The organism is Aeromonas intestinalis (assembly GCF_054052485.1).
In genome coordinates, this window is the sequence record NZ_JBSTYK010000005.1 from 25,336 (window position 1) to 43,543 (window position 18,208).

An 18,208-nucleotide genomic window follows, 5' to 3' on the forward strand; every position below is an offset into this window, starting at 1 on the left:
CCGCTACTGGGACAAGCAGCATGCCATCGGCCAACAGACTGTCTCTGCTCTGCGACGCTGTTAAATTAAACAGGTTAACCATTTGAAAATTCATTAAAAAAAAAGGTCACAGTGGAAATTATCCCCCCTGTGACCCACTTTCCATTTACCACTGACTATTTTTGCTTCATCACGCTCGGACAGATACTGTCACGACCCCTCCCTCGAGGGGCTGATCCCGCGCGGCAGGCAGGTGCCAGCAGTCTCTTCCCTGATGCTTGCTCCGATACAGATACTCGTCGGCCCGTTCAAACAGGCAACCCTCTGTGTCCGGGTAGTGCGCCCCTCCCGCGCTCAGGGTGATGGACTCCTTGAACTCGCGCCACTTCAGCCCTCGCACCCTAGCGAGGAGGTGGGTCAGCCGGGATTCAACCTCGTGGCGATCCCAGAGCAAAATAGCGGCAAACTCATCACCGCCGATACGGTATACCTGCTCATCCCCAAGAGTCCGGGCCAATATGGTAGCGATGCGGTAAAGCACAGCATCCCCGACGCCATGTCCCCAGTTGTCATTGATCCGCTTGAAGCGATCCACGTCGATCAACACCAGCCAGTAGGGCGTGCCCGCCTGCTCGAGCTTGCACCTGTACTCATCGAAGGCGCGCCGGTTCATGATGCCGGTGAGAGGATCGTGCAACAGGGCATCCTGCCCTTGCAGCAAGCTGGTTCTGACCTCATCGAGGCCGCCCAGGCTATCGTGCACGAACCAGGTTCTGGGCCGGCCAGGAGTGTTCGCCATGGCCGTGTTTTGCATGATGCCTTGCAGCGAGCCTTCCACCAGCGCCTGCTCCTGGCGGAATATCCGCACCAGGAAGATCAGGCTGCAGAGCCAGAGAGCGAGCAGTGCCAGCAGGGGCAGCACCACCATCAGCAATGTCTCCCGCAAGCTATCGTGAAACTGGGCCGGTGGCAGGTAGATATTGAGATCCCAGCCCACATCGGCCAGCTCGGTCTTGAGGTGACGGCCATGTCGGATAACGTTCAGCCCGAGGGCCCCCGGCTCCGCGTTTTCGTCCTGCACTGCCGGAATCAAACCCAAGTTCTCCCCCACTATGACCTGGCCAGTCTTGCGCGCCGTGAGGTAGATGGCGACCTGCTCATCCCCCATGGCCCGGTGCAACGCTTTTTGCAAGCTGTCAAACGATAGGTCCACCATCAGCAGGCCCAGTAGCTTGCCATCCCCTTCGACTCGCTTGATCAGAGTCAGACTCTGATTGTCTGAGTTGAAGTCCTGATAAGGGCCAAACCAGATCAGCTCGTCGCTGTCGCTGTTCATGGCTTGGTACCAGGGTCGTTGTCGCGGATCGTAATACATGGGCAAGGCCCTGGCGGGGTAGCTGCTGATCTCGCCAAAGCGGGCGTTGTAGAAGTAGAGATAGTGAGCGTCGTGCTTGAACTGGTGGGCGATGGCCCAGATAGGATTAACGGCCGACTCGCCCCTAGCGATGGCCTGTTTGTCCAGTGACGCCTCCAGCACGGCGAGCTGACGCTGGTTGTCCAGCACCATCTCCTGGATCAGGGTGGCATCGATGGAGGCGAGCATCTGCTCATAGCCAGCCACCGTCTTGTCGATGCTGCGCAGGTAGCTGGCCATGGCCAGCAGCAAGGTGGAGATGAGCACCAGAGCACCGAGGAAGAAGGAGAGCGGGGTCAGTATGTAGTAACGTTTTTTGATGATCCCGCCAGCCATGCCGCCCTCTATAAAATATGATACTGGCTCGATTCTATGGTGAAATATGCTTCCAATTAATTGATTGAAATCATTAACGTCTCCGTTTATTGATAAAAGCGACATTGTTTATCCCGGCCGCAATTTCCGGTTTTGTCATGTGAATATTCATAAAAAGTAGAAACAGTCATTACCCAGCGTTGACGGCTTATTGTGCGGAAGGTGTTATAGTCGATCACTCGAGAAATCGGAGCCAGACGGCCTCTTTGGCCGCCACTGGTTTGATGGTTTATCAAACAAAGGAGATGTTATGAGCAGTCCATTTATCGAACAGATCAAGGTACGTCGTTCCATCTATGCCCTGGGTGACCAGGTTTCTCAAACCCCGGCCCAGCTGACCGCCCTGATCCAGGAGGCCATCAAGCAGAGCCCTTCCGCCTTCAACTCCCAAAGCTCACGCGCCGTCATCCTGTTCGGCGAGCAGCACCACAAGGTGTGGGATCTCGTCAAGGCCGAGCTGAAAAAGATTGTGCCGCCCGAAGCCTATGCCCAGAGTGAAGGCAAGGTCGACGGCTGCTTCCGCGCCGGCTTTGGTACCGTGCTCTTCTTTGAAGACACCGATGTCGTCAAGGGGCTGCAAGAGCAGTTTGCGCTCTATGCCGACAACTTCCCCGTCTGGTCCGAACACTCCACCGGTATCGCCCAGTTCACCGTCTGGACCGCCCTGGCCCAGGAAGGGATTGGTGCCACCCTGCAACACTACAACCCGCTGATCGACGATGCGGTACGCCAGCAATGGGACCTGCCAGCCAGCTGGAAACTGCGCGCCCAGATGCCCTTTGGCAGCATCAAGCAGGCGGCCGGTGACAAGACCTTTATCGGTGACGACGTTCGCTTCCGCGTATTCGGTTGATCGACTCAAGCCTCCCCCTCGGGGGAGGCTTTCCACGGATTTCCCCCATCGCCTCTGACTTGCCCCCATACTCATGACACCCGACCAAGATGAGGAGAGTCTCATGAAAGAGAGCCGCCCACAGAGTGCGCCATCCAGACTCTTCCCCCCCTACGCCCTGCTCTGGGTCACTGCCCTGGTCTGCCTGTTTTCCCTCATCGGCATCTTCACCCGACCTCCCGAACTGCTGGCCGCCTTCTGGCCCGCCAATGCGGTTCTGCTCGGCATCATGCTGCGCTACCCGCGACTGGCCTCGCCGGCAGGCTGGCTCGGCGGGATCGCGGGCTACCTCATCGCCGCGCTCTTCACCGATGACAGTGCCATCAAGACGGCCCTGTTGACCCTGGGCAACCTGGCAGGGGTCGGCGTCGGTTACCTGCTGTTTCGCCGCCTTGATCACGAGGATGTCCGGCTCAGACGCCCGACCTCCATCGTCTATCTGCTGCTGATCATCATTGCTGCCTCCCTCGCCGCCGGCCTGGTCGGTGCCTTCATCAACCCCGTGCTGTTCAGCGGTGACATCCTCTACGGACTCGGCTTCTGGTTTGCCAGCGAGCTGGTCAACTACATGGCCATCTTGCCGGTCATCCTGGCCCTGCCCTCGCTCGCCGTCATGACCCGGTGGCGCACCGACGTCTATCGGCCAGACATCTCGTTGGCCAAGCTGCTGCCGCTGCTGAGCTTCCTTGCCACCCTGCTGCTGGCCCTGTTGATCGAGGGACCCGGCTCCATCGTCTTCCCGGTGCCCGCTCTGCTCTGGTGCGCCGTCAGCTATTCGCTGTTCAGCACCACCCTGCTCTCCCTGTGCTTCAGCACCCTGACCCTGATCGCGCTCTCCAGCGGCTATCTGACCATCAATCACGACGCCCAGACCCAGTACTGGATGTTCTCGGTCCGCATCGGCCTCATGCTGATCGCCCTCACCCCCCTCACCGCCGCCAGCATCATGGCCGCCCGCAACGCCCTGCTGAGCAAGATGGAATATCTGGCCCATCACGATCACCTGACCGGCGCCCTCAACCGCACCGGCTTCTGGCCCCAGGCCCAGACCATGCTGGCGCACCAGGCGCTGCGACAGCAATCCGTCGCGGTCTGCATGCTGGATCTGGACAACTTCAAGCGCATCAACGACAACCATGGCCACGAAGCGGGTGATGCCTTGCTCAAGGCCTTCAGCGATACCGTTCGCCAGCACTTGCGCAAGGGGGATCTGTTCGCCCGCCTCGGGGGGGAGGAGTTTGTGGTGTTGCTGCCGGCGACCACCCGGCCCCAGGCGCTGGAGGTGGTCGAGCGGCTGCGTGAGCAGGTGGCCGCACTGAGCGTCAGGGATGAGGACCAGCAGGGGGTCAGCGCCACCGTCAGCATCGGCATCATCTGCCAGCAGGGCGGCCCCTATAGCCTCGACAGACTGCTCTCAGGGGCGGACAAGGCGCTTTATCAGGCCAAGCGCAACGGCCGCAACCGGGTGGAGCAACATCCGGATGACGAGCAGGATAATCCCGTATCTACCCGGCCACTCAGCCTCTGATCCATTCGGTTGATGGCCTCCTTTGCCACAGCATCATCTACCTAAATTCAACTGGGCAGCGGTTCACACTGCTCCGCCAGCACCAGCCGCAGGCCCTCGACCTCATCCGTTACCTGCACTCGCCGCCAGTCAGGGATCCAGCCACTCGCCCGGTCATGGTGCAGGCGAGTACCCCCGACCTGCACCACCCGGCAACCGGCCTGCAAAGCGCTGGCAATGCCCGCCGGTGCATCCTCGAACACCAGGCAATCGGCGGGATCCAGACCAAGGCGGGTGGCTGCCAGCAGATAAGGCTCGGGATCCGGTTTGCCCCGCACCACGTCATCCCCACCCACCATCAACCCCGGCTGCGGCAGGCCGGCATCGGTGAGCCGACCCCGTGCCACCCGCTTGCTGGCAGAGGTGACCAGGGCCCAGCGAGCGGCAGGCAGGCCATGGAGCAAGGGATGAGCCCCCTCGATGGACTCGGCCACGCCCCCGTGTCGCAACTCCAGCTCATCCAGCCGCGCCATCTCCTGCGCCATGTCCAGCCAGGGTGCCAGCGCCTCGATGATCTCCCTGGCCCGCACACCGTGACACATGGCGAGCACGGGCTCGGGCGCCAGCCCGTGGTGCTGGCACCACTGGCGCCATACGGTCTCCACGCCTGCGGTCGACTTGATCAGGGTGCCATCCATGTCCAGCAGCAGGGCCTTGGCCCGCAGCACGATGGCACTCATGTCGTCGCCCCCGCCAGCATGGGGTCGACACCGGAGAGCGAACTGACCAACGCCTGCCGCTGGGCCATCCCCTCGTAACAGGCCAGGGCCTGCTCGGTGTCGCTCGCCCACACCAGCAGGGGAGCGACCACGAAGCCTTGCGACAACAGGCTGGTCAACAGCTCCCCCGTCTCGGCCGCCGCCAGCGGCTGGGCCATGATGAGGCTGCCCTTGATTAAAAACAGATAGCGTTCGCTTTGCATGGTGTGACTCCTCGTTCCCCGTTCAGGCCGACCTCCGGCCCGCTGCGACACCATTAGAACAAGGTAAATAGATAATTTATAATCACTAAATCGCCACATTTGATAATCAAACGGAATGGATAACCAAACGGAATGAAATTCGATCTGAGGCAGTTGCAGGCATTCGTGACCCTGGCGGAGACGGCCAACTACCGGGAGGCCGCCAACCGGCTGTTCATCACCCAGCCGGCGCTCACCAAGCAGATCCAGGGGCTGGAGCTGGCCCTTGGCAGCACCTTGTTCAACCGGGGTCGCCACGGCGCCGAGCTGACCGCCATCGGCGTGCAGTTGCTCAGCCAGGCCCGCGCCCTGGTCGATCATGGCAGGGAGTTCGAACGCCATGCCCTGGCGCTGGCGAGCGGCCTCGCCGGGCGGCTCAAGATGGGATTCGGCCTGTCGAGCTTCGTGCTGGCGCCCTCCCTGGTGGCCCGCTTCAAGCAGCAGGTCCCCGAAGTGATGGTGCATTTGCAGGACATGCCCTCCGCCATCCAGCACGAGATGCTGCTCTCCGGCCAGTTGCAGGTCGGTTTCATGCGAAGGCCACAGGCGCCACAGCTGCACGAACACAGGTTGCTGACGGACAGCCTGGTGCTGGCGGTCCCCACCCAGCTGATAGGGCCGGATCCCGCCGCCTTCGAGGTGGAGAAGGCGCTGGTAGAGCAGCCCCTGCTGCAGATGGTGGGCCATCGTTGCCCCGGCCTCACCCAGCAGATCGCCAACTACCTCGGCGCCAACCGGCTGACCGGCGTCATTCAGGAGGCGGAGGACATCCAGACCCTGGTGGCCCTGGTCGCCGCCGGGATCGGCAACGCCATCCTGCCCCGCAGCGTCAGCTTTATCGCCGGGCCTGACGTCACCCTCTACCCCCTCTTCGGCCCCTATTCACAGTGGGAAATCAGCTTGGTGTGGAATTCGACCTTCGCCGATCCCATCCGGGATCAGTTTCTGGCGCTGGTCAAGGCCGCCCACCCGCAGGTCAGATCTGCCACCTGAGGCATGAGGCATGAGGCATGAGGACTCCGCCATTGCGGCCACTCTCGTCAGCCAAACAGGTCAGTCAGGCCAGGTCGGCTGACCGTTTCTCCCGCGAGCCTGGGTCGCTCAATGGCCACACCACTGGCTTTCGCAGGGAATGCCGTTGCCTCTGCCGTGGCCATCCATCTTGGTATTGGGGCAATTTTGCAAAAACCAGGTGGCTTCCTCGCACGAGGTCATCTGGGAGCAGTACTGCCTGCCGTCGCATTGTCTGACAAAGGCGGGTGCCGACGGGACGCTATCGAAAACACTGACCTCAGCACTCATGGGCGAGGAGGCCGGCAGGGGTGAGGGTGACTCGGCCGAGAAGCGGGAATAGAGGGAAAACAGGCCCGCCAGCACCAGCAGGGGGATCAGCTTGCCCCGCCAGTTGCTCTTGCGCCTGTAGGTGGGACGGGGCCGCGCCGTCGCTGGTGCCGCGACCCGGATCGACTCGTTGCGCCGCGGCGCCGATCGCGCTGGGGCGGGGGTGAAGCCATCGGCAAGGGACAGGGGCCGCTCGGGGAAGAACACCTGCAGGGCGCAGGGCTTGCCGTCCTTGCCGGTCCCGAGCAGGTAAGAGACTCGCTCCCCCACCTTGGGGGGCCCGCCATCATGGTTGAGCGCCGAGGCGTGCACGAAGAGATCCGGCGACCCTTGCGCCTCGCTGCCCACCCCCTGGGCCCCCGACTCCGGCTTGATAAAGCCAAAGCCCCGCGACGCGTTCCAACTCACTATCCTGCCCTGATAACGCATGTCCTCATCCTTGTGGTCAGCGGTGTGTCATCATGTTGCCCGAAATACGCGCGGTATCAATAGCCGCCGTGCCGTTTCAGACCAACAGGGCGGGACAGGGGCGGCCTCAGCCCAGTTGATCCACCTTGATGATCTCGGCGATGCGCCCAAGCTGGCGCAAGGAGCCGTGATGATCCATGGCATCGGCGGCGGCGCAGGCGTCCTCCAGTATGGTAATGGCGTAATCCCTGTCGTGCCCGTCCCGGGTGGCGGCCTGGATGGCCCAGCTGGTGCTGACCCCGCACAGATAGAGGTGATCGATCCGGTTGGCCCGCAGGGCAGGCTCCAGCGCCGTGCCGTAGAAGGGGCTGACTCTGGGCTTGGTCAGCACCAGATCGCCGGGCTGCACATCCAGCTCGGGGTGAAAGTCGGTGCCGCTGCCCGCCAGCGACAGGGCGCCAAACTGCTTGGCCCGGCCGAACATGGGGGAGTCCTTCGGCTGCAACTGGTAACCGGCGTCGAAGCCCACCTTGATGAGGATCACCAGCCAGCCCTGGGCCCGGGCATGGGCCAGCGCCTGATTGGCGTGAGCGATGGCGTCCTGCTCCACCACATGGGCCGCCGAGGCGGCGATGCGCCCGTCCGGGTGCGCGATGTCGTTGATAAAGTCGATGACCAGCAGTGCCTTGTTCATGATGTGCTCCCCTATGGTGAGATATCGTTCAGCCCTCGCGTCCGCCGACATCATCAGCGGCGCGGCCTGCAGCCATATAAAACACTAAATACATCAATCCTTAAGACTTATAATTCACCAAATATAAATAAAGCAGTGAAACACACTGCCACCTAGACCAGCCCCAGCGCATAGCGCAGCGCCATCTCCTTGAGGGGCCCCGCCTTGTCCGCCAGACTGAGCGCCAGGTTGCGAGCAAAGCGCAGCGGCCCAATCTCGTTGCTGAAGACCCCGTAGAAGAGATCCATCCCCGACTGCATCAGCAGATTGTCCGGACGACGGCGACGCGTGTAGCGTTCGGCCAGCGCCATCTCATGCCAGTCGCTTCCCGCCTTGGTGAGCAGTTCCACCCAGCAGGCCACATCCTTGAAACCGAGGTTGACCCCCTGCCCTGCCAGGGGATTGATGGTGTGGGCCGCATCCCCGAGCAGCACCACCCGGCCGGCGTGATAGTCGTTGGCGTGGCGGCGCACCAGGGGAAAACTGCCTTTGCCGGTGACGGCGAAGCCACCGAGCCGGGCCGGGAAGTGGCGACGCACCTCGGCGGTCAGTGCCTCGTTGCTCATGGCCGAGAGGGCACGGATCCGGGCCGGACTGTCGTACCACACCAGGGAACCATGCTGGCCCGGCAGCGGCAGGAAGGCGCGCGGGCCGCTCGGGGTGAACTGCTGCCAGGTGATGTCTTCTTGCGCAAAGTTGGTGTCGATATTGATCAGCATGCAGTGCTGGCGGTACTCGAAGCATGACACCCCGATGCCGGCAAGCCGACGGGTGTGGGATTCGGCACCGTCACAGGCCAGCACCCAGCGCGCCCGCAACTCGGTGCCATCGTCCAGCAGCAGGGTCGCGTGTTCGCTATCCTGGGTGAGCCGCTGCACCGCCGCCGGGGTATGGGTCTGGATGTTGGGGAAATCGTCCATTCTGTTGAGCAGGGCGAGCTGCACCAGTCGATTCTCGATGATGTAGCCAAGCTGGGGCAGCCCCAGGGTGGCGGCATCGAAGCGGGTGGCGAAGCCGTCCAGCTCCCAGGTCTCCAGCCGGCGATAGGGGCACAGCCGCATCTGCTGCAATGCCTGCCAGGCCCCCGCCTGGGCCAGCAGGCCCACCGAGGCCTGGCTGATGGCGGAGACCCGCAGATCCAGCGGCTGCTCGGGGGCATAGGGCTCGGGCAACCGGGTCTCGATGACCCGAACGGAGAGCCCCTCTGCCGCCAGCAGGCAGGCGGTGGCGGCCCCCACCATGCCCGCGCCGACGATGGCGATATCGCAATGTTCCATGACGTACTTCCTGAAATGGGCGCCCCGCAAACCCACGGCGGGGCTAAACCGAATGGAGGCATGATAGCGCAAGGAGGGGGGATAAACAGTGAGAGAGGCGGCGAATTGCCGTGCCCAATCAGAGACAAAGCCACTGTTGGCGCGGCCAGCCAGCCCATGGGCCTGCCGGATATTAACTAGTCAGCCCCGCCATTGCGGAGTAAAATGCCCGGTCCTTTGACCCCGTCGATAGCAAAAACAGTCAAGAGTAGCGATGAGCAAGAAACTTCATATCAAGACCTGGGGCTGCCAGATGAACGAGTACGACTCGTCCAAGATGGCGGACCTGTTGGACGCCAGCCATGGTTATCAGCTGACCGAGGAGCCCGCAGAGGCGGACGTCCTGCTGCTGAACACCTGTTCCATCCGCGAGAAGGCCCAGGAGAAGGTGTTCCACCTGCTCGGTCGCTGGAAGAAGCTCAAGGCCAAGAAGCCGGGTCTGGTGATCGGGGTGGGCGGCTGCGTCGCCTCCCAGGAAGGGGACAATCTGAGAAAACGCGCCCCCTACGTGGACATCGTGTTCGGCCCCCAGACTCTCCATCGCCTGCCCGCCATGATCAAGCAGGTGCAGGAGGGCCATGGCGCCCAGGTGGACATCGCCTTCCCCGAGATAGAGAAGTTCGACAACCTGCCGGAACCGCGCGCCGAGGGGGCCACCGCCTTCGTCTCCATCATGGAGGGCTGCTCCAAGTACTGCTCCTTCTGCGTGGTGCCTTACACCCGCGGTGAAGAGGTGAGCCGGCCGCTGGATGACGTGCTCTACGAAATCGCCCAGCTCGCCCAGCAGGGGGTGCGCGAGGTCAACCTGCTCGGCCAGAACGTCAACGCCTATCGCGGCCCGACCTTCGAGGGGGATGACTGCACCTTCGCCGAGCTGCTCAGACTGGTGGCCGCCATCGACGGCATCGACCGCATTCGCTACACCACCAGCCACCCCATCGAGTTCACCGACGACATCATCGAGGTCTATCGGGACACCCCCGAGGTGGTCAGCTTCCTGCACCTGCCGGTGCAAAGCGGCTCGGATCGCATCCTGACCATGATGAAGCGTCCCCATACCGTGCTGGAGTACAAGTCCAAGATCCGTCGCCTGCGTCGCGTGCGCCCCGACATCACCATGAGCTCGGACTTCATCGTCGGATTCCCGAACGAGACCGACGAGGACTTCGAGGCCACCATGAAGCTTATCGAGGAGATTAACTTCGACATGAGCTTCAGCTTCATCTACAGCCCGCGCCCCGGCACTCCGGCCGCGGACCTGCCGGACGATGTGGACATGGAGGTGAAGAAGGCTCGCCTCACCCGGCTGCAGAACCAGATCAACCACCAGTCCATGCTCATCGGCCGCGCCATGCTGGGTTCGGTGCAGCGCATCCTGGTGGAAGGGCCCTCCAAGATGGATCCCATGCAGCTCTCTGGCCGCACCGAGAACAACCGGGTGGTCAACTTCGAGGGCTCCCACCGCCTCATCGGCGGCTTCGCCGACGTGGAGATCACCGACGTGCGCCCCTTCTCCCTGCGCGGCCGTTTCATCCGCGGCGAGGACGAGATGAACCTGCGCATCGCCACGGCGCCGAGCGAGATCCTGGCCCGTCGCCCCGACAACGTCCCCGATCCCCTGGGCGTTGCGGCCTTCACTCCCCATTAATCGCCCTTCCCCTGCGGGGGAAGCGCCTTGAGACGAGGTCAACTTGAGCCGACATATCGCGACCCTGAACCTGCACCTTGAACCCGCCGACAACCAGCGGCTGGCCAGCCTGTGTGGACCCTTCGACGACAATCTCAAGCAGCTGGAGCGTCGCCTCGGCGTCGAGATCAGCTACCGTGACAACCACTTCCAGCTGCTCGGCAAGCAGGCGCAGATCGATGCCGCCGCCGTCATCCTCAAGCATCTCTATGTGGAAACCCAGCCCCTCAAGGGCGGCAAGGTGAGCGACATCACCCCGGAGATGGTGCACCTGGCGGTGCAGGAATCCCGGGTATTGGAGCAGGACGAGGAAGAGGCCCCCAGCCTGCCCTATGGCAAGGAGGTCACCGTCAAGACCAAGCGTGGCCTCATCAAGCCGAGGAGCCCGAACCAGGCCCAGTACATCGCCAATATCGTGCGCCACGACATCAGCTTCGGCATCGGCCCGGCCGGTACCGGCAAGACCTACCTGGCGGTGGCCGCCGCGGTGGACGCCCTGGAGCGCCAGGAGATCCGCCGCATCCTGCTGACCCGTCCGGCGGTGGAAGCGGGCGAGAAGCTCGGCTTCCTGCCGGGCGATCTCTCCCAGAAGGTGGATCCTTACCTGCGCCCCCTCTACGACGCCCTGTTCGAGATGCTGGGCTTCGAGCGGGTGGAGAAGCTGATGGAGCGCAACATCATCGAGGTGGCGCCGCTTGCCTATATGCGCGGGCGCACTTTGAATGACGCCTTCATCATCCTGGATGAGGCCCAGAACACCACCACTGAGCAGATGAAGATGTTCCTGACCCGCATCGGCTTCAACTCCAAGGCGGTGGTCACCGGCGACATCACCCAGGTGGATCTGCCCCGCAGCACCAAGTCTGGTCTGCGCCACGCCCTGGAAGTGCTGCAGGGGGTCGATGGCCTCTCCTTCAACTTCTTCGAGTCCAAAGACGTGGTGCGCCACCCCGTAGTGGCCCGCATCGTGCAGGCCTACGAGGCATTCGACGCCCAACAGGCAGCCGACAAGGCCGCCACCCACATCAAGCAAGAGAATGCCCAATGAGCCTGACCCTGGATCTGCAACTGGCCTGTGCCAACGCCGAAGGATTGCCCACCGAAGCCCAGCTGCAAGGCTGGCTCGAGAGCACCATCCTGGGTTTCCAGGACGAGGCCGAGGTGACGGTGCGGCTGGTGGACGAGGCGGAGAGCCGTGAGCTCAACCACACCTATCGCGGCAAGGACAAGCCCACCAACGTGCTCTCCTTCCCGTTCGAGGCCCCTCCCGGCATGGAACTGCCCCTGCTCGGGGATCTGGTGATCTGTCGCCAGGTGGTGGAAGCCGAGGCGATCGAGCAGAACAAGCCCCTCATGTCACACTGGGCCCATATGGTTGTGCACGGCAGTCTGCATCTGCTAGGTTATGACCATATCGAGGACGAGGAGGCCGAAGAGATGGAGCAGCTCGAGCGCGACATCCTGCAGGAGATGGGCATCCCCGATCCCTACCTCGACGACGAAGAGTAAGGCCATGGGGATGGTCACCTGATTGAAACAGGCTGTTGCCATCCTCATATAGTGCCAAGACAACGATCCTGTGTTCACACGAGTAACCAAGAGAGAAAATGACCGACGATCACCCTAGTACCGGCTCGCCGAAGAAAACCTGGCTCGACAAGCTCAGCCAACTCTTCCAGGGCGAGCCAAAAGACCGCAACGATCTGGTGGAAGTCATCGCCGATGCCGAAGAGCGAGACCTCATCGATCAAGACACCAAGGACATGATCGAGGGCGTGCTCGAAATTGCCGAGCTGCGCGTACGCGACATCATGATCCCCCGCTCCCAGATGGTGACCATCGAGAAGTCCCAACCGGTGGACGAGTTCCTGCCGGTCATCATCGAATCCGGTCACTCCCGTTTCCCGGTGATCAACGAAGACAAGGATCATGTGGAGGGCATACTGCTCGCCAAGGACCTGTTGCCGTTCGGTTTCGGCGGCCAGCATGCCAGCGAGCCCCTGCAGCTCGAGAAAATCCTGCGCCCCACCGTGATCGTGCCGGAGAGCAAGCGGGTCGATCGCCTGCTCAAGGAGTTCCGGGAAGAGCGCTACCACATGGCCATCGTGGTGGACGAGTTTGGCGGTGTCTCCGGTCTGGTGACCATCGAGGACATCCTCGAACTCATCGTCGGCGAGATTGACGACGAGTTCGATGACATCGAGGACGAGCCGGAAGAGATCCGCCGCATCAGCAAGCGGGTCTTCTCCGTCAGTGCCCTCACCGAAATCGAAGACTTCAACGACTTCTTCGGCACCCAGTTCAGCGACGAAGAGGTCGATACCGTGGGCGGTCTGGTGATGCACGCCTTCAGCCACCTGCCGAAGAAGGGCGAGGAGATCGAACTCGACGGCTACCTGTTCAAGGTGATGCACGCGGACAGACGTCGCCTGCAGCAGCTGCAGGTGAAGATCCCGGAGAATCACGCGGCTGCCCAGCCGGAGTCCTGATTCACCCTCCGCGCATCGCATGTTCAACGCCCCTGCCAAGGGGCGTTTGTCATTCTGACCTGCGCCCTTATCTCTCATCATCTCCCTGTCACTTGCCTGTGATACCCCGCTCGCCGGGAGGCTCGCCGTTGGCAGCGTTTGCGGTTAAGATGTCGGCCACTTAACTTTTTTCAGTCCAATTCGAGCCCCTAGCCCAGTGAAATCCAAATTTCTGACCAGCCTCTTCGCCCTGGCTTCCGGTGCCATCGCCGTCCTGGCCTTCTCCCCGTTCGGCTACTGGCCCCTGGTGATCCTCTCGCTGCTCGGCCTCTATGCCCTGCTGGACAAAGCCAGTCCCCGCCAGGCGGCCTGGCGCGGCTTCGGTTATGCCATGGGCCTCTTCCTGCCGGGCCAGTGGTGGATCCACGTCAGCATGACGGAATTCGGCGGTATCCCGCTGCCGGCGGCGTTTGTGCTGCTTGCCGGGCTTTGCGCCTATCTTTCTCTCTACCCGACCCTGGCCTGCTGGTTGTTTGCGCGATTTTTCAGCGGTCGCCACTGGAGTCGCTGGCTGCTCGTCTTCCCGGCACTCTGGCTCGGGGCCGACTGGCTGCGGGGCTGGGTGATGACCGGCTATCCCTGGCTCTGGTTCGGTTACACCCAGATCGACGGCCCCCTCAAGGGCTTTGCCCCCATCCTGGGGGTGCAGGGCATCACCCTGGCCCTGCTGCTGTGCACCTCCGCCCTCTGGCTGGTGTGGCAGAGCCGCAAACCGGCCTGGCTGCTGCTCCCCGTCGCCCTGGTGGGCACCGCCCACGCCCTGATGCAACTGAACTGGGTAACCCGGGGCGAGCCGGTCAAGGTGGCCCTGGTGCAAGGCAACATCGCCCAGTCTCTCAAGTGGGATCCGGAGGCGCTGATCCCCACGGTGCGCACCTATCAGGATCTGAGCCGTGAGAATCAGGATGCCGACATCATCGTCTGGCCGGAGTCCGCCATCCCTGCCATCGAGAAGGAGATGGGCACCTATCTGGAGAGCCTGGACAAGGCGATGAAGGTGAACGACACCGGCCTGCTGGCGGGGATCATCCACTACGATCTGCAGCAGCAGCGCTTCTACAACACCGTGCTCGGCATGGGGGTGCAGGATGCCGAAGGCAAGGAGTCCTACCACTACGAGCACAAGAATCGCTACTACAAGTACCACCTGCTGCCCATCGGCGAATTCGTGCCGTTTGAAGATCTGCTGCGCCCCATCGCCCCCTTCTTCAACCTGCCCATGTCCTCCTTCAGCCGGGGTGACGAGGTGCAGCCGAACCTCATCGCCAAGGGGCTCAAGTTCGCCGCCGCCATCTGTTACGAGATCATCTTCCCGGACGAGGTGCGCCGCAACGTGCAGCCGGACACCGACTTCCTGCTGACCGTCTCCAACGATGCCTGGTTCGGCACCAGCATCGGCCCCTGGCAGCACATGGAAATCGCCCGCATGCGCGCCCTGGAGCTGGCACGCCCGCTGCTGCGCGACACCAACACCGGCATCACCATCGTCACCGAAATCGACGGCAGCATCATCGCCCAGATCCCGCAGTTCGAATCCGGTGTATTGAGAACCGAAGTGCGCCCGGCTCATGGCCAGACTCCTTATCTGCGCTTTGGCAGCTGGCCCATGTATGGCATCGCCGCCCTGCTGCTGGGCCTTGGCCTGGCCCTGCGCCCCCGCGCCCACCCCTGGGCCCGCAAGGGCTGAGTGCCAACCGGCCGATAGCCAGCCATAAAAAGAGGCGCCCAATGGGCGCCTCTTTTCTATCGGCTCAGCCAATATGACTCAGGGTGAGAGCGGCTCACGGTGATACTCGTTGGCCCCGCACTCCGGACAGGTGCCGAGCCGCTCGGGGTGCAATACGGTGTGGTGCCACTCGCAGTGATCGCACACCAGCACGCCGAGCCCGACCCAGTCACCGGCCCGGTAGATGCCCTTGTGCTCCAGCTCGTCGGCGAGCTCGCGCCACTCCACCTGGGCACGATCGGTCACATCCGCGAGCCAGGACCAGGCGGTATCCTTGAGCGCCAGCATGAAGGCAGACTCCGGGGCCTCGGCCCGGCCTTCGTCATAGTTGCCGAGATCGCGCTTCACGTACTCGGCGATCAGCGCCAGCTCATCCTGGGTCAGATCGCTGGCTGCCTCCAGATAGGCCTGCACCTTGGTGATCATCCGGTTCAGGCGTTCCCCCTGAAACTCCTCCGTCTCCTCCCACTGCTTCTTGAGCTGGGCGATGAAGGCTTCGTATCCTTTTTGCTGTTTGTCCATGGCCGTTACTCCTCTGCTGCACGCTGATCATGGCCGGCCCGAGATCCGGCGGATGCTGGCGGTTGTTGCCGCCGCAGGATATGGGTATTCTATCGGGATTTCCCAGCTGATTTATCTATTCATTTCACAGATCCGGATGTCACCAATGCAAGAGCAATACGTTCCCCAATCCATAGAACCAGCAGTGCAGCAGCACTGGGATGCCAAGAAAACCTTCAAGGCCGTGGAAAAAGTAGACAAAGAGAAATTCTACTGCCTTTCCATGTTCCCCTATCCGTCTGGTCGTCTACACATGGGGCACGTGCGCAACTACACCATAGGTGATGTGATCTCCCGTTATCAACGCCTCAATGGCAAGAACGTGCTGCAACCCATCGGCTGGGATGCCTTCGGTCTGCCGGCCGAGAACGCCGCCATCAAGAACAACACCGCGCCGGCACCCTGGACCTACGAGAACATCGAATACATGAAGAACCAGCTGAAAATGCTGGGTCTGGGCTATGACTGGGATCGGGAACTGGCCACCTGCAAGCCGGATTACTACCGCTGGGAGCAGTGGTTCTTCACCAAGCTCTACGAGAAGGGTCTGGTCTACAAGAAGACCTCCTCCGTCAACTGGTGCCCGAACGACATGACGGTGCTGGCCAACGAGCAGGTGATCGACAACTGCTGCTGGCGTTGTGACACCCCGGTTGAGCAAAAGGAAATCCCCCAGTGGTTCATCAAGATCACCGACTACGCCGAAGAGTTGCTCAGCGATATCGACAACCTGGATGGCTGGCCCGAGATGGTCAAGACCATGCAGCGCAACTGGATTGGCCGCTCCGAAGGGGTCAACATCAGCTTCAAGGTCGACGGTCAGGCTGACAGCCTGGAGGTTTACACCACTCGTCCCGACACCTTCATGGGCGTGACCTATGTGGGTATCGCCGCCGGTCATCCTCTGGCAGCCCTGGCGGCCGAAGGCAACCCGGCGCTTGCCGCCTTCATCGAAGAGTGCAAGCACACCAAGGTGGCCGAAGCGGACATGGCGACCATGGAGAAGAAGGGCATGGCCACCGGCCTCTATGCCATTCACCCCCTGGATGGTCGCAAGGTACCGGTCTGGGTCGCCAACTTCGTGCTGATGAACTACGGCACCGGCGCCGTGATGGCGGTACCCGGCCACGACTTGCGTGACCACGAGTTCGCCACCAAATACAGCCTCGAGATCAAGCCCGTCATCAAGCCCGCCGAGGGGGACGTCCCGGACGTCATCGCCGCCGCCTACACCGACAAGGGTGTGCTGTTCAACTCCGGCGAGTTCGACGGCCTCGAGTTCCAGGCCGCCTTCGATGCCATCGCCACCAAGCTGGAGAGCCTGGGTTGTGGCAAGCGCACCGTCAACTACCGCCTGCGCGACTGGGGTGTCTCCCGTCAGCGCTACTGGGGTGCCCCCATCCCGATGCTGACCCTGGCTGACGGCAGCGTGGTGCCGACCCCGGAAGATCAACTGCCGGTGCTGCTGCCGGAAGATGTGGTGATGGACGGCATCCAGAGCCCCATCAAGGCCGACCTCGAGTGGGCCAAGACCACTTACAACGGCCAGGAAGCGTTCCGCGAGACCGATACTTTCGACACCTTCATGGAGTCCTCCTGGTATTACGCCCGCTACTGCTCCCCGGACTACGACAAGGGCATGCTGGATCCGGCGGCCGCCAACCACTGGCTGCCGGTGGATCAGTACATCGGCGGCATCGAGCACGCCTGTATGCACCTGCTCTACGCCCGCTTCTTCCACAAGCTGCTGCGCGACGCGGGTCTCGTGAACAGCGACGAGCCGTTCAAGCGTCTGCTCTGTCAGGGCATGGTGCTGGCGGATGCCTTCTACTACAAGGACGAGAAGGGCGGCAACGTCTGGGTCAGTCCCCTCGACGTCAAGATCGAGCGTGACGACAAGGGCCGCATCACCAAGGCCGTCGATCTGGAAGGCCGCGAGGTGATCCACTCCGGCATGACCAAGATGTCCAAGTCCAAGAACAACGGCATCGATCCCCAGCTGATGGTGGAGCGTTACGGCGCCGATACCGTGCGTCTGTTCATGATGTTCGCCTCCCCGGCCGACATGACCCTGGAGTGGTCCGACTCCGGCGTGGAGGGTGCCCAGCGCTTCCTGCGTCGCCTGTGGCGCATCACCTTCGAACACGTCAGCGCTGGCGCAGCCCCGGCCCTGAATGTGGCCGCGCTCAGCAGCGAGCAGAAGGCCGTACGCCGCGAGCTGCACAAGACCATCGCCAAGGTGAGCGATGATGTGGGTCGCCGTCAGACCTTCAACACCGCCATCGCCGCCATCATGGAGCTGATGAACAACCTGGCCAGACTCGGCAGCGACGAGCAGGACCGCGCCCTGATGCAGGAAGCGCTGGAGGCCGTGGTGGTCATGCTCTACCCCATCACCCCGCACATCGGCTTCGAGCTGTGGAAGATGCTGGGCCAGGAAGGGGACATCGACGTGACCGGTTGGCCGGTGGCCGATGAAGCGGCCATGGTCGAGACCGAGAAGCTGGTGGTGGTACAGATCAACGGCAAGAAGCGTGGTGAGCTGACCGTACCGGCCGAGATCAACCAGGCCGACATCGAGAAGCTGGCCATGGCAGATGCCTCGGTGCAGAAATTCACCGAAGGCCTGACCGTGCGCAAGGTGATCTACGTACCGGGCAAGCTGCTCAACATAGTCGCAAACTGATGATTGCGGACCGAACCTCGGTCACTGCACATCC

General features: G+C 62.3%; 16 protein-coding genes. 9 read left to right on the forward strand and 7 right to left on the reverse strand.

Annotated features, from left to right (window positions below; all coding sequences use genetic code 11):
• Nucleotides 1-169 precede the first annotated feature (169 nt).
• Nucleotides 170-1,729, reverse strand: a complete 1,560-nt coding sequence (locus ACW5W7_RS07645) for a diguanylate cyclase domain-containing protein (RefSeq protein WP_456501328.1) — start codon at nucleotides 1,727-1,729, stop codon at nucleotides 170-172.
• Between the two features lie 289 nt (nucleotides 1,730-2,018).
• On the opposite strand from ACW5W7_RS07645, the gene ACW5W7_RS07650 reads away from it, so the two are divergent.
• Both ACW5W7_RS07650 and ACW5W7_RS07655 read left to right on the forward strand, forming a co-directional pair.
• On the forward strand, nucleotides 2,019-2,621 hold the full coding sequence (locus tag ACW5W7_RS07650) for a nitroreductase family protein (RefSeq protein WP_349919091.1): 603 nt from the start codon (nucleotides 2,019-2,021) through the stop codon (nucleotides 2,619-2,621).
• A 103-nt stretch (nucleotides 2,622-2,724) separates the two neighbouring features.
• Nucleotides 2,725-4,188 (forward strand): diguanylate cyclase, encoded by a 1,464-nt coding sequence (locus ACW5W7_RS07655; RefSeq protein WP_456501329.1) that lies wholly within the window; start codon nucleotides 2,725-2,727, stop codon nucleotides 4,186-4,188.
• Nucleotides 4,189-4,235: 47 nt separating this feature from the next.
• Here ACW5W7_RS07655 and ACW5W7_RS07660 read toward each other — a convergent pair whose 3' ends face one another.
• Nucleotides 4,236-4,907 (reverse strand): HAD-IA family hydrolase, encoded by a 672-nt coding sequence (locus ACW5W7_RS07660; RefSeq protein WP_456501330.1) that lies wholly within the window; start codon nucleotides 4,905-4,907, stop codon nucleotides 4,236-4,238.
• Nucleotides 4,904-5,149, reverse strand: a complete 246-nt coding sequence (locus ACW5W7_RS07665) for a hypothetical protein (RefSeq protein WP_456501331.1) — start codon at nucleotides 5,147-5,149, stop codon at nucleotides 4,904-4,906. Before ACW5W7_RS07665 ends, ACW5W7_RS07660 begins: the two co-directional genes overlap by 4 nt.
• Before the next feature lie 132 nt (nucleotides 5,150-5,281).
• Between ACW5W7_RS07665 and ACW5W7_RS07670 the strand changes: the two genes are divergently transcribed.
• The gene (locus ACW5W7_RS07670) at nucleotides 5,282-6,181 is read left to right on the forward strand and encodes a LysR family transcriptional regulator (RefSeq protein WP_456501332.1); all 900 of its coding nucleotides are present in this window, start codon (nucleotides 5,282-5,284) and stop codon (nucleotides 6,179-6,181) included.
• Between the two features lie 108 nt (nucleotides 6,182-6,289).
• On the opposite strand, the gene ACW5W7_RS07675 is transcribed toward ACW5W7_RS07670, so the two are convergent.
• From ACW5W7_RS07675 to ACW5W7_RS07685, 3 genes are all read right to left on the reverse strand, one after another.
• Entirely contained in the window at nucleotides 6,290-6,958 is a 669-nt protein-coding gene (locus tag ACW5W7_RS07675; protein WP_456501333.1) for a cold-shock protein, read from the reverse strand.
• A 106-nt stretch (nucleotides 6,959-7,064) separates the two neighbouring features.
• Nucleotides 7,065-7,631: an isochorismatase family protein gene (locus ACW5W7_RS07680; protein ID WP_434663621.1), complete on the reverse strand. Its 567-nt coding sequence runs from the start codon at nucleotides 7,629-7,631 to the stop codon at nucleotides 7,065-7,067.
• Nucleotides 7,632-7,783: 152 nt separating this feature from the next.
• Complete coding sequence (locus ACW5W7_RS07685) at nucleotides 7,784-8,947, reverse strand: FAD-dependent monooxygenase (RefSeq protein ID WP_456501334.1); 1,164 nt, start codon at nucleotides 8,945-8,947, stop codon at nucleotides 7,784-7,786.
• Nucleotides 8,948-9,200: 253 nt separating this feature from the next.
• Between ACW5W7_RS07685 and miaB the strand changes: the two genes are divergently transcribed.
• From miaB to lnt, 5 genes are all read left to right on the forward strand, one after another.
• Entirely contained in the window at nucleotides 9,201-10,634 is a 1,434-nt protein-coding gene (gene miaB / locus ACW5W7_RS07690; RefSeq protein WP_349919106.1) for a tRNA (N6-isopentenyl adenosine(37)-C2)-methylthiotransferase MiaB, read from the forward strand.
• A gap of 43 nt (nucleotides 10,635-10,677) precedes the next feature.
• Complete coding sequence (locus ACW5W7_RS07695; RefSeq protein ID WP_456501335.1) at nucleotides 10,678-11,721, forward strand: PhoH family protein; 1,044 nt, start codon at nucleotides 10,678-10,680, stop codon at nucleotides 11,719-11,721.
• A complete protein-coding gene (gene ybeY / locus ACW5W7_RS07700; protein ID WP_456501336.1) occupies nucleotides 11,718-12,182 on the forward strand; it encodes an rRNA maturation RNase YbeY in 465 nt (154 codons plus the stop codon). Before ACW5W7_RS07695 ends, ybeY begins: the two co-directional genes overlap by 4 nt.
• Before the next feature lie 98 nt (nucleotides 12,183-12,280).
• Nucleotides 12,281-13,162 (forward strand): CNNM family magnesium/cobalt transport protein CorC, encoded by an 882-nt coding sequence (corC, locus tag ACW5W7_RS07705; protein WP_349919112.1) that lies wholly within the window; start codon nucleotides 12,281-12,283, stop codon nucleotides 13,160-13,162.
• Nucleotides 13,163-13,358: 196 nt separating this feature from the next.
• A complete protein-coding gene (gene lnt, locus ACW5W7_RS07710; protein WP_456501337.1) occupies nucleotides 13,359-14,888 on the forward strand; it encodes an apolipoprotein N-acyltransferase in 1,530 nt (509 codons plus the stop codon).
• Between the two features lie 78 nt (nucleotides 14,889-14,966).
• On the opposite strand, the gene ACW5W7_RS07715 is transcribed toward lnt, so the two are convergent.
• Entirely contained in the window at nucleotides 14,967-15,449 is a 483-nt protein-coding gene (locus ACW5W7_RS07715) for a zinc ribbon-containing protein (RefSeq protein WP_456501338.1), read from the reverse strand.
• Between the two features lie 145 nt (nucleotides 15,450-15,594).
• Between ACW5W7_RS07715 and leuS the strand changes: the two genes are divergently transcribed.
• Nucleotides 15,595-18,174, forward strand: coding sequence for a leucine--tRNA ligase (leuS, locus tag ACW5W7_RS07720; RefSeq protein ID WP_349919117.1), 2,580 nt, complete (start codon nucleotides 15,595-15,597; stop codon nucleotides 18,172-18,174).
• Nucleotides 18,175-18,208: the final 34 nt, after the last annotated feature.

Coding starts and splice junctions, on each gene's coding strand:
- ACW5W7_RS07715 (WP_456501338.1), bottom strand. CDS start 15,449: ATGGACAAACAGCAAAAAGGATACGAAGCCTTCATCGCCCAGCTCAAG.
- corC (WP_349919112.1), top strand. CDS start 12,281: ATGACCGACGATCACCCTAGTACCGGCTCGCCGAAGAAAACCTGGCTC.
- ACW5W7_RS07655 (WP_456501329.1), top strand. CDS start 2,725: ATGAAAGAGAGCCGCCCACAGAGTGCGCCATCCAGACTCTTCCCCCCC.
- miaB (WP_349919106.1), top strand. CDS start 9,201: ATGAGCAAGAAACTTCATATCAAGACCTGGGGCTGCCAGATGAACGAG.
- ACW5W7_RS07670 (WP_456501332.1), top strand. CDS start 5,282: ATGAAATTCGATCTGAGGCAGTTGCAGGCATTCGTGACCCTGGCGGAG.
- ACW5W7_RS07675 (WP_456501333.1), bottom strand. CDS start 6,958: ATGCGTTATCAGGGCAGGATAGTGAGTTGGAACGCGTCGCGGGGCTTT.
- ybeY (WP_456501336.1), top strand. CDS start 11,718: ATGAGCCTGACCCTGGATCTGCAACTGGCCTGTGCCAACGCCGAAGGA.
- leuS (WP_349919117.1), top strand. CDS start 15,595: ATGCAAGAGCAATACGTTCCCCAATCCATAGAACCAGCAGTGCAGCAG.
- ACW5W7_RS07645 (WP_456501328.1), bottom strand. CDS start 1,729: ATGGCTGGCGGGATCATCAAAAAACGTTACTACATACTGACCCCGCTC.
- ACW5W7_RS07665 (WP_456501331.1), bottom strand. CDS start 5,149: ATGCAAAGCGAACGCTATCTGTTTTTAATCAAGGGCAGCCTCATCATG.
- ACW5W7_RS07650 (WP_349919091.1), top strand. CDS start 2,019: ATGAGCAGTCCATTTATCGAACAGATCAAGGTACGTCGTTCCATCTAT.
- ACW5W7_RS07680 (WP_434663621.1), bottom strand. CDS start 7,631: ATGAACAAGGCACTGCTGGTCATCGACTTTATCAACGACATCGCGCAC.
- ACW5W7_RS07660 (WP_456501330.1), bottom strand. CDS start 4,907: ATGAGTGCCATCGTGCTGCGGGCCAAGGCCCTGCTGCTGGACATGGAT.
- ACW5W7_RS07685 (WP_456501334.1), bottom strand. CDS start 8,947: ATGGAACATTGCGATATCGCCATCGTCGGCGCGGGCATGGTGGGGGCC.